Source organism: Streptomyces sp. NPDC086787 (assembly GCF_044745865.1).
Taxonomy (GTDB): Bacteria; Actinomycetota; Actinomycetes; order Streptomycetales; family Streptomycetaceae; genus Streptomyces.
This window is the reverse complement of sequence record NZ_JBIVBC010000037.1, coordinates 1-12,462: the sequence shown is the minus strand read 5'-3', so window position 1 is coordinate 12,462 and position 12,462 is coordinate 1. Positions and strand designations below refer to the sequence as shown.

Below are 12,462 nucleotides of genomic sequence, written 5' to 3'. Positions count from 1 at the left end.
TCCAGGCATTCGACATCGCCTTCGACGGCCGCCTCACCCACAACCGAATCTGACCCACGACACCAACCCAGTTACACCGTTCACTGGACAGACCCACCCGGACGAGGCCGCTACCAGAAACGGACTTAACGTCCACTCAGGGCGCGGTGCAGAAGGTCGGCAGGACGGTGGGGTTGGTGTAGGCACAGTTGGTGGGTGTGCTGCCGGTGATGGCGGTGCCGGTAAGGTCCGCTGCCGAGGTTGTAGACGTCGGCCACTGTGGCTCCGGCGCCGGAGACCTTGTTGCCTGAGATGGTGGTGGCGGAGATGTCCAGAGTGACGTTCCCGGATTTGTACAGGCCGCCTCCTTGGGAGTACGCGCCCGAGGCGAGGTTTCCCATGATGGAGGAGCTGGAGTCGAGGGTGACGGAGCCGCCGGTCTGGGCGATGCCGGCGCCCTGGGCCTCGAATCCGACAAGTGTGTTGCCGTTGAAGGCGATGCCGCTGAGATCAGCGGTTCCGCCGGTGATGTAAAGGCCGCCCCCGGCAGGAGTTGTCGCCGCAGTGGCGGTGTTGCCGGTGATGGCGGAGTTCGACATGGTGAGGACGCCGTCGTCTTCCAGCTCGATGCCTCCGCCGACGCCGGGGGTGACTCGGTTGTTGCTGATGGTGATGCCGTTGACAGTGGCGTTGGATGACAAGTACATGGCGCCGCCGTAGAGGCCGGCGGTGTTGGACTTCATGCTTCCGCCGGTCATCTGAACGGTGCCCTGGTCGCTGCCCGAGTTGACCAGGGCGCCGCCGAAACTGGTTGCGCGGTTGCCGCGAAGGCTGACGTCGGTCGGGCTGACCGGGCCGATATCGACGGCAATGCCTCCGCCGTTGTCGGCCCGATTGTCGGTGACCGATCCTCCGGTCAGCGTCAGGCTGCCCTGGACAACGTTGACGGCGCCGCCGGACGCCGCTGCTGCGGAGTTTCCCTCGAGGTGGACATTGGTTCCGGTCACACTTCCGTTGAGGTCAATGTGGATTGCACCCCCTCCCGGTGAACCAACGGAGCCGTTTTGAAGGGTGACGTTCCTGAGTGTCAGGCTTCCCCGCTGGTGACCTGCAAAATGCGAAAGAGGTTGGTGGTGGGGTCACGTCGGATGGTTGCGGTGTGGTCGCTGCTGCCGGTGTCGATCGTGAGGGTTTTGTTGAGAAGGGGCAGGCTGTTCAGACCGGCAAAGGCACTCGAGAGCGTGTAGACGCAGTAGTCGTCGAGCAGGATCGTGTCACCGCTGGCAGCGGTGTTGACGGCGCTTTGAAGATTGGTGCCGTTGGTGGTCTCGCTTCAGGTGCAGGTGACCGTCGTGGTCGTGGCATGGGCCGGTGTGGCGGCAAGGCCCACTGCGAGGGACAGCGGCGAGGGGGAAGGCCGCCACTGCAGCGGTACGCATCCGACCGGTGGTGTCATACATGGCGGCAGCTCCTTGAGGGCAGGCAGGCCGTACGTATACCTCGGATTCGGCGACGCGGAGCTGAGGGAGTCCGGCAGCGGTAGCCGTCCGAGCCTCCGATGAGCCTGTTCTCGATCGAAGGGAACGCACGGGACGGATTCCCGTCCCGGTGACTGCACGCCACACCTGCGGGCGGAAACATCCGTCCGGCGCAGCATGCTCGGTCGTCCGGCGCACCACCCGCATGACGACGGCGCTGTTTGGCGGAGGGGCGTAGCGCAGTAGGCGGCGGAGACGGTCTGGACCTAGGCCGTGTCCAGCTCGCTGTGGACCCGTGCCCTGGTCGGTGAGCTGATCAGGATAGTGACCGGTGCGCGGATGACCGAGCAGGGCATCGGCAAGTGGCAGCTCGTCCCACTTCGGCAGCACTTCGTTCACGGCGAAGGACTGTCGACCACACCACCGCCCAGCCGGACAATTTTCGGGCGTAGTCGACCCCGCGCCTGCGGGGATGGTCCCCAGAGAGGAGCCCGACATGGGCTTGTTCGGACGCCACGCTCTGGCTTCGCCGGGTGGTCTTGTCGTCGATGGCGTGGTGGGCGGCCAGGAGGTGTGCGGCCAGGGGATCTCCGGCGTATGCGGCGAATGCCCACCAGAACACGGCTCCCTGACGGCGTTCGATGACGTACAGCAGGCAGGCGAAGGTGCGGCCTCCGCCCGGTCGGTCTTGGAGCAGGCCACGAGCACTGGGAAGGCGGTGCATGATGAGAGCAGTACGAGGGAAAAGGCATTGGTCTCTGATCAGAGGTCAGGCGATCATGACTCCGTGAATCCATTGAAGATCGTCGCGGGCGACGCAACCAACCCTCAAGCAAAGGGCCCGAAGATCATCGCCCATGTCTGCAATGACCTCGGCGGATGGAGCAAGGGATTCGTCCTCGCGATCTCGCGTCACAGGCCCGAACCCGAGCGCGAGTACCGCCGCTGGCACCGCGGGCGCGCAGGTAACGACTTCGCCCTCGGAGCAGTACAGATGGTCCGTGTCCGATCCGACATCTGGGTTGCAAACATGCTCGCGCAGCGCGGGATGAGGACGGGAAGCGGTGGTCCGCCCATCCGATACGACGCCGTCGAGCGCTGCCTACGAGCCGTCGCTGAACACGCTCTTGCCAGCAAGGCCTCTGTTCACATGCCCCGCATCGGCTGCGGCCTCGCGGAGGCAAGTGGGAACGCATCGAGCCGATCATCAGCAAAACCTTGAGTGCCCGCGACATCGCCGCCACCGTCTACGACTACACATGAGACCTGACTTCGACGGAGCACGAGGCGCCCGGGAACTCCCAGCCGTCGGTGCCCTCGCCGATGTCCTCCACGATGACGTCGTCGATGAAGTGGTCCTCGCACTCGTCGTCGGTGAGTTCGCCGGCGAGCCAGAGTTCTCGATCGCGTCCCAGTTGCCCCGGCGGCCGTCGATGCGCAGCGGTGAGGCGTCCGGGTGCCGCGCGTACGTTCGTCGGCCCCGGTTCTGACGACGCTGCTGATCTCGTACTGGCCGTTCGTGATGTGGTCGGGAATCGGTTCGGCTGGACGACGGCAACGTTCTCGTAGGCGGTGTGAATGAGGACGCCATAGTCGCGGCGGATGTTGTACTCCGAGTCGGACAGCCAGTCGACCAGACCCTTGGTCGTCACGTGGAGACCGGCGCCCCCCCCAGAGCGGCCGTGCCCCTCATGCGTGTCCGGCAGCACCACCGATACCGCCGCGGCGGCCTGGAGCGGCGACGGCAGGATCTCCTTCAGGGCTTCCTGGTCGCCGGTGGCGACGCAGTGCGCCATGCCGCCGGTTCGTGGGTGATGTTGGCGGGGATCCCGTGGTGTCTGCCGAAGTGTAAAGAAGGGCGGCTTCGGCTAGGTTCCAGCGCCGCTGTTCGGCCGCCGGCTGCCGAGAGCTCCGGGCCGCACTCGGGAGAGACACGGCACAGCGCATCGCCAGCCTGCAACCCCACGGGAGCCCGCGGACTGTCGGGGAAACGTCGTGGTCAGAGCCCGCGCACGCATGACAGCGGGTGTGACGGGTACTCGCTGCGCGGACACCGGACGCCCAAACGCAACAGCGACGGAGGGGGCCCCGATGAGCAGCAGCACCAGCCTTACGGGCAAGAAAATCGCCATCCTCGCAGCAACCGGAGTAGAACAGGTCGAACTGATCCGGCCGCGCGACGCCGTCCGGGAGGCTGGCGCCGACACGGTGCTCGTCTCCGTGGAGGACGGGATGCATGACGGGCGAATCCAGGCGATGAACGGCGACATCGAGCCCGCCGACACCTTCTCTGTGGACCGCATGGTGGGAGACGTGTCCGTGGACGACTTCGACGCGCTGATCCTGCCCGGGGGCGCAGTCAACCCCGACAAACTCCGCCAGGACGAGAGAGCCGTCGCGTTTGTCCGCGCGTTCGTCACCTCCGGCAAGCCGGTCGGCGCGATCTGTCACGCGCCGTGGACGCTGATCGAGGCGGACGTCGTACGGGGCCGGACGGTGACGTCCTGGCCGAGCCTGCGCACCGACCTGCGCAACGCCGGCGCAACGGTCGTGGACGAGGAGGTCGTCACCGACAACGGCCTGGTGACGAGCCGCAAGCCGGACGACCTGCCCGCGTTCTGTGCCAAGATCGTCGAAGAGTTCACCGAAGGTCCTCATCGGGCATGACGCGACCCGGTCCGGGAACATAGCGCCTTCCGGATCTTGGAGTGGTGACGATCCGCCCAAGCAGAGCCCACGAGTGAGCAGACGGTGGCGAGGGCCGGGCGGTTACGGGAGTTCGGGGAGCCTCAGGATGCTGCCTCCCCGCTGTGGTTGTCCTGCTTGGTGGACTGCCGATCACCGGTTGCCGGGTCCCCGTCGGTGGAGATGGCCGCTATGGCTGCGGCGAGTTGCTGTTGCACTTCATCGGTCAGGGCTGCGCCCTGAGTGGTGGCAGCCAGTTGATCGGCGATGTGACGGAGTTTGGTGTTCGTGTTCTGGGACACCGTGACCAGCACGTGCCACGCCTCCTCGGAGGCGAGGCTGAACGAGGCCATGAGGATCCCTGTGGCCTGATCGATGATCGGGCGCGTCTGCATGGCGCGGCGCAGCTGGACCACCTCGCTGCGCAGGTCCTCCTCGTGGCTCAGGGCTTCCTCCTGGGGCATGGCGGGGGCGTGAGACGGGAAGGCGAACAGGGATCCGGTGCCCGTTGCGTTCAGAAGGTGCTGGACTTGGACGCCGGCTGCCCGGATCGTGATGATCTTGCCGTCGGTCAGGGCGTGATGCCGGGCAGCGAGCAGAGCGTTCAGGCCGGAGCAGTCACAGAACGTCGTCCCGGCCAGGTCGAGCACAATCCCGTGCCTGCTCCGCGCGAGGGCGTTTCGCAACGCTGAGCCCAGGGCTGGCTCCGTACTGATGTCAAGCTCACCGCGGATCGTAACGAACACGTGTTCGGTGGGCGGGGATACGTCAATCACCAGGTCCGGCGGCTGGGAGCCCGCCGGGGGACGGCGGGCCGTGGTTGCGTGCACCGTCATCTCGTCCTCCCTGGCTCGTTGCCGTGGAAGCCGGCTGCGGCCTCGCCGCTCTTCCGGAGGGTAGCCATGGACACCCTCTTCCAGGTTCCACTTGGCGCACTCACCCGTCAAGAAATACCGGAAAAATATTTCCCCTCTCGGGTTACGTGAACAGAGTGCCTACCATGGGAAGCATGGGAGAAGTGCCGGAGCCGCACGCCGGGTGGACGTTCCTCACCAACCACGCCCGGGTGCTCGCCACGATCGCGGACGATCACACGAGCCGTATGCGCGACATCGCCGCGCGGTGCCGGCTCACCGAACGCGCGGTACAGAAGATCATTTCCGATCTGGAAGCCGACGGTTACCTCACGCACACGCGTGAAGGTCGGACCAACACGTACCGCATCCAGCCGGGAACCATCCTGCGCCACCCCGCCGAAGCGGGCCTGACCGTGGCCGAACTGCTTTCCCTCCTGGCCCGGCACGAGATCCTTTCCTCAGCGAACGAGACCAAATCGGCCCAGTGACGGCGCCACACGTGCCCACCGCGCAGACCGGCACTGTCGCAACGACCCGCCCCGCCTTCCGCGCGGGGCGCAAGACGCTCGTCGCCGCCCTCGCTCCGGACGGCACCCCACTCGCCGCCCGCCCCTACGGCCCGGCGGAGGGAACCACCGAGATCGACGGTGCCGGCACCCTCCCCACGGCTGCCCGACGCGCTTGACCCGCAACACGCCGACCCGGGGCACGGAGAGTGCACGCATACAACCGCGAAGAGCAGAGCGCCTCCGGGCCACCGGCACGGTCGCGGCCCGCCATCACGGTTGTCTGCGGCTACGACCAGAGACGCACCCGGGGTACACCCGTCCCTGCCCATGCACGCCACCGTACGAAGTGAAAATGACGGGCGGATGTCCCCCATACTCATCAGGACTGGTCAGGCGCGGTCCGTCAGCTCCTCCGCGAACACCTGCGACAGAGGCTGCGGCCCCACGTATTGCTGGCAGTTGCACTCGCCGGCCTCGAAACGCAGTGGCTTCTTGTTCTCGTCCCAGGCCGTGGGCACCTCGACGCGTTCGTGGCACCGACCCTGCTTGTCGTGCTTGGCGAGGTGATGCGTGCACCCGCACACCGGCTCCGGCGGCTTGTGCGCCGCCTCGACGGCCAAACGTTCCTGCTTCGCCGCCTCCAACAACTGCAACTTCCGTTCATGCCGATTACGCAGCGCAGTACGGACGTTGTCGGCTGCCCACGCGAAGCCACCCGTCCAGAAGATGATAAGAATCCACCAGAACCAGTCCACCAGCCGCCCCTTCCCCCAGGTCCTACTGCGGGTCAGCATAGACGGTCCGGCACATCGGGTTTGGGCTACGCGTCCTGTCGGCTCACTCACATGACGCCGTCGCACCAGCGGTCACACGCGTCGTCGGGGTCGGCTACGTCCAGGAGCGTCAAGACCTCGTTGCGGGGGCACCGCAGGGCGGCGGGCGGAAGGTCGCCCGGCATCACTCCGGTCGCCGGGCCGGGCCATCATTCGCCAACGACAGCGCTGCGGACGTTTGGTGCGGGGGCGAACGGACCGGGGTTGGGGTCGTCGTGGTCACGACCGTAGACCCGGCGCGCGGCAGCGACCCATCGGGGCCCGGTGGCAACGCACTGACCTCAAGCCCGTTGTCCTGCGGCGCGGTGAGCACGACCTCGGCCTGGGTGCCGCCCCTCCCGGGCGTGGTTCCACGTGCCGGTGGCAGGCCGAAGGCCTTGGGCCGCTACGCGGCGATGGTGCCGGTGGCGTCCGGTGCGTCAAGAAAGCTGAGCCGGGCGAACGAAACGCGGCCGCGCTTCTTCGCCGCGCCCCCCGAAGCCCGCAAGGATGCGGTGCCGTGGACATCCTGCTCGTCGCCAGCGCGTTCAACAGCCTTTCCCAGCGCCTGTATGCCGAACTGTCGGACCACGAGCACCGCGTGGAGGTCGTACTCGCCACCCATGGCTCTGAGCCGATCAGGGCTGCTGTTCGCGAGCTGCGGCCCGGCCTGGTCGTCGCACCGATGCTCAGGACGGCGCTGCCCGAGGACGTGTGGCGGGAGCACACCTGTTTGATCGTGCATCCGGGTCCGCCCGGCGATCGGGGACCATCCGCTCTGGACTGGGCCATCGACGCACGGGCATCCCACTGGGGCGTGACCGTGCTGCAGGCAGAGGCGGCGATGGACGCGGGCGCGATCTGGGCGGCCGAGTCGTTCTCCGTGGCGCCCGTCGGCAAGAGCGACCTGTACCGGGGCGAGGTCACCGACGCCGCGGTGAGCGCGGTGCTTACGGCGGTACGACGCTTCGTCGGCGGCTCTCACAAGCCCCTGCCGCAGACGGACGCGTCGGTGACAGTCGTCTGGCGTGACGCCTTCCGGCAGGAGCGGCGGCACATCGACTGGCACCGTGATGACACCGAGACGGTGCTGCACAAGCTTCGCGCCGCCGACTCGCAGCCGGGTGTGCTGGACGAACTTCTCGGCGGGGAGGTGTTCCTTCACGGCGGCCATCCCGAAGACCGGCTGCGCGGCCACCCCGGCGAACTCCTTGCCAAGCGCGCCGGCGCCGTCTGCCGGGCCACCCGGGACGGCGCGATCTGGATCCCTGAGCTTCGTCCCCGCAAGAACTCCGGCGACCCCGCTCCCTTCCGGCGCCCGGCCACCTCCGTCCTCGCCACCTTCGCCGAGGGCAACGCGGCGGCTCTGCCGGAGGCCCCTCTCCCCTTCGACGTGCCGACGGACCGGCGTACCTGGAGCGACATCCGCTACCGACAGCAAGGCGATGTCGGCTTCCTGAGCTTCTCCTTCCCCGGCGGCGCCATGAGCACCCCGCAGTGCCGCCGACTGCTCGCCGCCTACCGATTCGCGCTCTGCCGCCCCACCCGTGTCCTCGTCCTCGGCGGGACACGCGACTTCTTCTCCAACGGGATCCATCTGAACGTCATCGAAGCAGCCCCCGATCCTGGCCGGGAGTCTTGGGCCAACCTCAACGCCATGGACGACCTCGTCGAGGAGATCCTGCTCACCACCGACCGGCTGGTGGTCGCCGCGCTCGGCGGCAATGCAGCCGCCGGCGGCGCCATGCTCGCCCTCGCCGCAGACGAGGTGTGGTGCCGCACCGGCGCCGTCCTTAACCCGCACTACCGACGCATGGGCCTGTACGGCTCCGAGTACTGGACGTACACGCTGCCCCGACGCGTCGGGCCCGAACAGGCCGAGCGACTGACCGCCGAGGCCCTGCCGGTCAGCGCGGCCCGCGCCGAACGGCTCGGCCTCGTAGACCGGCTTGTACCGGTCGCACCGCAGGACTTCGCGGGCGAGACCGAGCGGCTGGCCTGTGAAATCGCCGCCGACCCCGGCCTGGTCCGGCGTATCGCCGCCAAGGCCGACGCCCACGCAGCGAATCAACGCGCTCGTTCCCTCGCTGACCACAGAAGGGCCGAACTCGCCCGCATGCACGCCGTCTTCTTCGACCCCGATGCCCCCTACCACGCCTTGCGCTCCGCCTTCGTCCGCAAGGCACCGAGCCTTTCGCCCCACCCGCTCACCACAGCCGCCGATGTCCAAGGTCGAGCTGTACGCGGCGATCTGGTATGATCACCGTCATGGCATGCGCGGTCGCCGGCCCAGCACGTGGGACGCCCGGCTCCACCGAGCGAGCAGGGCCCTGACCTTCGTGTGCGAGTCGGGCAGGAACGTGACCTGCCCGGCCCACGGGCGATTCCTCCACCTCACCGCACAGGACATGGTCCAGGTCCAGTCGGCAGGCCTTCTCCCGCGCCTGGCAGCACAGGAGATCCTGAATCCTCTGGGCCAGCCCGTCCTCACTCCACAGACGGAACAAGGCCGTGTCCGATGGGTCGTGTGACGCTCCCGCTGGGAACTCGTTCCGTGGGTCATGGGGCGGGGAGATCTTTCGGATGCAGAGTGGGCTCGGCTAGAGCCGCACTTGCCAAGGAATCGTGGGCGGGGTGGACGGTGGCAGTGTCACCGTCGTGTGATCAACGGGATCCTGTTCCGGCAGCGGACCGGCCTTCCCTGGCGGGACCTTCCTTCCTGTTTCGGTAGTTGGAAGACGGTTCACGACCGGCATCGACGGTGGTCGGCGGACGGAACGTGGGAGAAGATCCTGCGGGCCGTCCAGGCCAACGCCGATGCCGAGGGCCGGATCGACTGGAGCATGGTTAGCGTCGATTCCACGACCTGCCGCGCTCATCAGCACGCGGCTGGCGCCTCCACCCGCACCCCGAAGATCCCGGGACGGCGCAAGAACCCGGCGCGCCACCGCCCCGATGAGGCCCTGGGACGCTCGCGAGGTGGCCTCACAAGCAAGATCCACCTTGCCGGAGAGGGCGGGCTCCGCCCGCTCGGGTTCATCATCACGCCCGGCCAGTGGGGAGATGCACCTCAGATGATCCCCGTGCTGGAAGAGATCCGTGTGCCCCGGCGGGACGGTGGACGACCACGCACCCGGCCCGACCATGTCGGGGGAGACAAAGCGTACTCGTCACGCCGCAACCGGCGTCACCTGCGCAGACGACAGATCAAGCACACCATCCCCGAACCGAGGGACCAGCGGGCCAATCGTCGGCGCCGCGGCAGTCAAGGCGGCCGGCCCGCAGGGTTCGACAAGACCATCTATCGTCGCCGCAACGAAGTCGAGCGGACGATCAACCGGCTCAAGAACTTTCGAGCCGTCGCGACACGCTTTGACAAGCGGGCGTATGTCTTCCACGGGACGGTCACCGTGGCCGCCATCCGGCTATGGCTCCGTCCGCAGTGAGACGTCCCGTTCAGAGCGCCTCGGCGTCCGGGTAGTGGTGGCGCAGGTCGCTGAGTACGCCCTCGTCGACAGCCCTGACATCCCACGAGGAGCTGTCGAACTCGGTCAGAACCACCATCAACTCGACCCCGGCGAACCCCCGTGCTTCGGCGTCGATGAACTGCAGGAAGGGGGTCGTCAGCGACAACAGTGTCAACGTATCCATCCCCGCGTCAGCGGACCTTCTCCGAATCTCGACACAGCGAGGGTCGACGATTTCGTCGAACTCGACGCGCCACGTCAGGTCCAGGCCGGAGCCGCCAAGGCGAACCAAAAGCTCAGCCAGGGTCACGCAGTGCTTCCCGTGCCAGGCACGAAACCTGATCCCCTTCATCGACGCCTCTACTGCGGCTATTTCACGCGGCACGCAACCCCCTTCGTCCAGAGAACACTAGGTCCTCGGGCGTGTAATCGGCCATGGCCTTAAACAGCACCACCCGCTCCTCGGCACTGACCGCCTCACCCCGGCCCGTACGCGCCTTCACCGGCAGCCGTGCCTCCCGGCCCCCGGGCTTGGCAGGCACGCCACCACGTCCCGACCGACCGCTGCGAGACGCCGAACAACTCCGCCGCCTGCCGGTACGAGCCTGCCCGGCCCGACTCCAGCGCAGCCACCACCCGCAGCCGCAAAACCTCCTGCGTAGCCGGCGACAGCAACCGCGCATGCCCCACCCCGATCGTCACAACCACCCAACGGCCAAGGCAACCAACAAGTTTCGGTTCAATAACCAGTCGCGCACCTTTGAGGAATGTCGGAGACACTCGCTCCAAAAAGTGATTGCGACTTCCAGTCCTTGTATTTGACTGATGAGCTTATGAGTGGAGATTTTCCCGGTGGACCGTGGAGCTACTTGAGTGTTAAAGATGGGGCAAGGTGAGCAAAACTCAGAGTAATCGAGTGCAATAACTTGCCGGACCGGTATAAATGGGGGAAATTCGATCCGCGAGAGGACCATCAGTGGCCCGCTGGGATAGCGCATCCTCCATCGTCAGTCGAAATCCCCGCCGATGGGCGGCCTGGCTGTGCCAGGTGCTTGTCGGAGCGATGGTCTTCATCCTATTCCCCGCAGCTTCCTCGGCGTTCGCGGCGACAATCACCACGCCGGGACCGCTCTCAGCCATCACCATCAGTCCGCAGTTGAACTGCAACGTCACGCACGTGGGGGACGCTCAGCCGTCCTGGTTCGCCGGTAATGCCTGCGGGACCTTCATCGCTCTGAACGGGACACTGTTCGGACCGTCCTCGGTTCCAGCCGGAGGATCGGCCGGCCCCCGCACCCCCTACACGCCGGTCAGCCAGTCCGCAGTCACGGGCTCGGGCACCGAAGCGGATCCGTACAAGGTGGTGACAGTGGTAAACGCGGGTCCCGGTATCACGCTTACCCAGACAGACTCATATGTCGTCGGCCGGGAGACCTACGACACCACCGTTGTCGTGGCCAACGCATCCGGTGCGTCCCAGACCGGCAACATTTACACGGCCGGTGACTGTTTCCTGCAGGACAGCGACGAGAGTTACGGCCGTGTGGTCGGAACGTCCCCGGCATGCAGCGCCTCGCCCAACGCGGGCAGCCGTATCGTCGGTCTGCTGCCGCGCACCGGCGGAAACTCGTACATCGAAGACATCTATGACACGGTCTGGAGTCAGATCGGTAGCCAGCAGCCCTTCTCCAACACCTGCACGTGTACCGACTTCACCGACAGCGGCATCGGCATCAGCTGGCCGGTCAGCCTGGCCGACGGAGCAAGCACCACCTACCAGTGGTCGACGGCCTTCTCTCCCTCGGGGACCTTCCCCCTGGACGTCTCAGCCTCCGCCGCCTCCCCCCAGACCGCGACAGGGGGCACGAACGCGTACACCGTCTCCATCGCCAACCCGAACGTCTCTGATGCCACGCTGGACACCATCGCGGTCGAACTCCCTGCCGGCTTCTCCTACCGGCCCGGATCTACGACAGGGGTCACTTCCAGTGACCCGGACATCACGGGGAACAGTCTGACCTGGCATGGGCCGTTCATCCTGCCTGCCAACGGAGCGGTGAGCCTCACCTTCGGGGTGACGGTGAGCAGCATGCCCGGCACGTACACCATTGATGCCACAGCCACTTCGCCCGACGCAGAGGTGACGCCATCAGTCGACACTGCTGCCATCGAGGTCTTCGTCGCACCCCCGGTGATCACCAGCCCGCCCAACGGGTCGGTACTGGCCCAGAGCCCGCCGACATTCACCGGCACCGGCGAAGCCGGGAGCACCCTCACGCTCTCCGAAGCGGGGGTCACGCTGTGCACGACGACAGTCAATGCCACCGGTACATGGACGTGCACCCTGCCCAGGGCGCTGAGCCCAGGCACGCACAAGATCACCCCATCGACCCGACAGGGCCAAGCACCGGCCGTCGACGGTACTCCCATCACGGTGATCAGACGGAAGCTTTGAGCTGATCTATGCGGGTGAAGACGCCCGCACACTGACATGACCTCCCCCCTCTTCCGGTTAGACCCGCTTCGGGAACCGAGTCGAGACACCAGCCCGGTCGTCAGGCCAGCGGGACTAACCGAAATCGAGGATGCTGATGACGGGTCGCAGCACGCGCCGCGGTGCGACGGCGCGCAGACAGGTCGCGCTCTGGTTGGGGGTGGCGGCACTCGGTATGGCC

General features: G+C 66.8%; 12 protein-coding genes and 1 pseudogene. 7 read left to right on the top strand and 6 right to left on the bottom strand.

The window, feature by feature from the left end; all coding sequences use genetic code 11:
* Positions 1-125 precede the first annotated feature (125 nt).
* Positions 126-1,004, bottom strand: coding sequence for a right-handed parallel beta-helix repeat-containing protein (locus ACIPK3_RS33865; protein WP_402576027.1), 879 nt, complete (start codon positions 1,002-1,004; stop codon positions 126-128).
* A 1,240-nt stretch (positions 1,005-2,244) separates the two neighbouring features.
* On the opposite strand from ACIPK3_RS33865, the pseudogene ACIPK3_RS33860 reads away from it, so the two are divergent.
* Positions 2,245-2,720 (top strand): annotated as a pseudogene (locus ACIPK3_RS33860) (macro domain-containing protein).
* Here ACIPK3_RS33860 and ACIPK3_RS33855 read toward each other — a convergent pair.
* On the bottom strand, positions 2,711-3,253 hold the full coding sequence (locus tag ACIPK3_RS33855; protein ID WP_402576023.1) for a hypothetical protein: 543 nt from the start codon (positions 3,251-3,253) through the stop codon (positions 2,711-2,713). The pseudogene ACIPK3_RS33860 and the gene ACIPK3_RS33855 overlap by 10 nt on opposite strands.
* A 295-nt stretch (positions 3,254-3,548) precedes the next feature.
* Here ACIPK3_RS33855 and ACIPK3_RS33850 point away from each other — a divergent pair, with 295 nt between their 5' ends.
* Positions 3,549-4,124, top strand: coding sequence for a type 1 glutamine amidotransferase domain-containing protein (locus ACIPK3_RS33850; protein WP_402576021.1), 576 nt, complete (start codon positions 3,549-3,551; stop codon positions 4,122-4,124).
* Between the two features lie 122 nt (positions 4,125-4,246).
* Here the strand turns inward: ACIPK3_RS33850 and ACIPK3_RS33845 are convergent, their stop codons facing one another.
* On the bottom strand, positions 4,247-4,978 hold the full coding sequence (locus ACIPK3_RS33845; RefSeq protein WP_402576019.1) for an ANTAR domain-containing protein: 732 nt from the start codon (positions 4,976-4,978) through the stop codon (positions 4,247-4,249).
* 173 nt (positions 4,979-5,151) lie between these two features.
* On the opposite strand from ACIPK3_RS33845, the gene ACIPK3_RS33840 reads away from it, so the two are divergent.
* Together ACIPK3_RS33840 and ACIPK3_RS33835 are read left to right on the top strand one after the other, a co-directional pair.
* Positions 5,152-5,487 (top strand): helix-turn-helix transcriptional regulator, encoded by a 336-nt coding sequence (locus ACIPK3_RS33840; RefSeq protein WP_402576017.1) that lies wholly within the window; start codon positions 5,152-5,154, stop codon positions 5,485-5,487.
* An 11-nt stretch (positions 5,488-5,498) separates the two neighbouring features.
* On the top strand, positions 5,499-5,684 hold the full coding sequence (locus ACIPK3_RS33835; protein ID WP_402576015.1) for a hypothetical protein: 186 nt from the start codon (positions 5,499-5,501) through the stop codon (positions 5,682-5,684).
* A gap of 213 nt (positions 5,685-5,897) precedes the next feature.
* Here the strand turns inward: ACIPK3_RS33835 and ACIPK3_RS33830 are convergent, their stop codons facing one another.
* A complete protein-coding gene (locus ACIPK3_RS33830) occupies positions 5,898-6,263 on the bottom strand; it encodes a hypothetical protein (RefSeq protein WP_402576013.1) in 366 nt (121 codons plus the stop codon).
* Positions 6,264-6,840: 577 nt separating this feature from the next.
* Between ACIPK3_RS33830 and ACIPK3_RS33825 the strand changes: the two genes are divergently transcribed.
* Positions 6,841-8,580: an enoyl-CoA hydratase-related protein gene (locus tag ACIPK3_RS33825; protein ID WP_402576011.1), complete on the top strand. Its 1,740-nt coding sequence runs from the start codon at positions 6,841-6,843 to the stop codon at positions 8,578-8,580.
* Between the two features lie 301 nt (positions 8,581-8,881).
* Positions 8,882-9,766 carry an IS5 family transposase gene (locus ACIPK3_RS33820; RefSeq protein ID WP_402576009.1) on the top strand — a complete coding sequence of 295 codons (885 nt, stop codon included), beginning with the start codon at positions 8,882-8,884 and terminating at the stop codon, positions 9,764-9,766.
* 10 nt (positions 9,767-9,776) lie between these two features.
* Here the strand turns inward: ACIPK3_RS33820 and ACIPK3_RS33815 are convergent, their stop codons facing one another.
* Together ACIPK3_RS33815 and ACIPK3_RS33810 are read right to left on the bottom strand one after the other, a co-directional pair.
* Complete coding sequence (locus ACIPK3_RS33815; protein ID WP_402576007.1) at positions 9,777-10,097, bottom strand: hypothetical protein; 321 nt, start codon at positions 10,095-10,097, stop codon at positions 9,777-9,779.
* Positions 10,098-10,264: 167 nt separating this feature from the next.
* The gene (locus tag ACIPK3_RS33810; protein ID WP_402576025.1) at positions 10,265-10,420 is read right to left on the bottom strand and encodes a helix-turn-helix domain-containing protein; all 156 of its coding nucleotides are present in this window, start codon (positions 10,418-10,420) and stop codon (positions 10,265-10,267) included.
* Between the two features lie 343 nt (positions 10,421-10,763).
* On the opposite strand from ACIPK3_RS33810, the gene ACIPK3_RS33805 reads away from it, so the two are divergent.
* Positions 10,764-12,242: an Ig-like domain-containing protein gene (locus tag ACIPK3_RS33805; RefSeq protein ID WP_402576005.1), complete on the top strand. Its 1,479-nt coding sequence runs from the start codon at positions 10,764-10,766 to the stop codon at positions 12,240-12,242.
* Positions 12,243-12,462 lie beyond the last annotated feature (220 nt).

Excerpts from the sequence above, each read along its gene's own strand:
- ACIPK3_RS33855 (WP_402576023.1), bottom strand. The coding sequence starts at position 3,253 with ATGGCGCACTGCGTCGCCACCGGCGACCAGGAAGCCCTGAAGGAGATC.
- ACIPK3_RS33850 (WP_402576021.1), top strand. The coding sequence starts at position 3,549 with ATGAGCAGCAGCACCAGCCTTACGGGCAAGAAAATCGCCATCCTCGCA.
- ACIPK3_RS33845 (WP_402576019.1), bottom strand. The coding sequence starts at position 4,978 with ATGACGGTGCACGCAACCACGGCCCGCCGTCCCCCGGCGGGCTCCCAG.
- ACIPK3_RS33840 (WP_402576017.1), top strand. The coding sequence starts at position 5,152 with ATGGGAGAAGTGCCGGAGCCGCACGCCGGGTGGACGTTCCTCACCAAC.
- ACIPK3_RS33820 (WP_402576009.1), top strand. The coding sequence starts at position 8,882 with ATGGGGCGGGGAGATCTTTCGGATGCAGAGTGGGCTCGGCTAGAGCCG.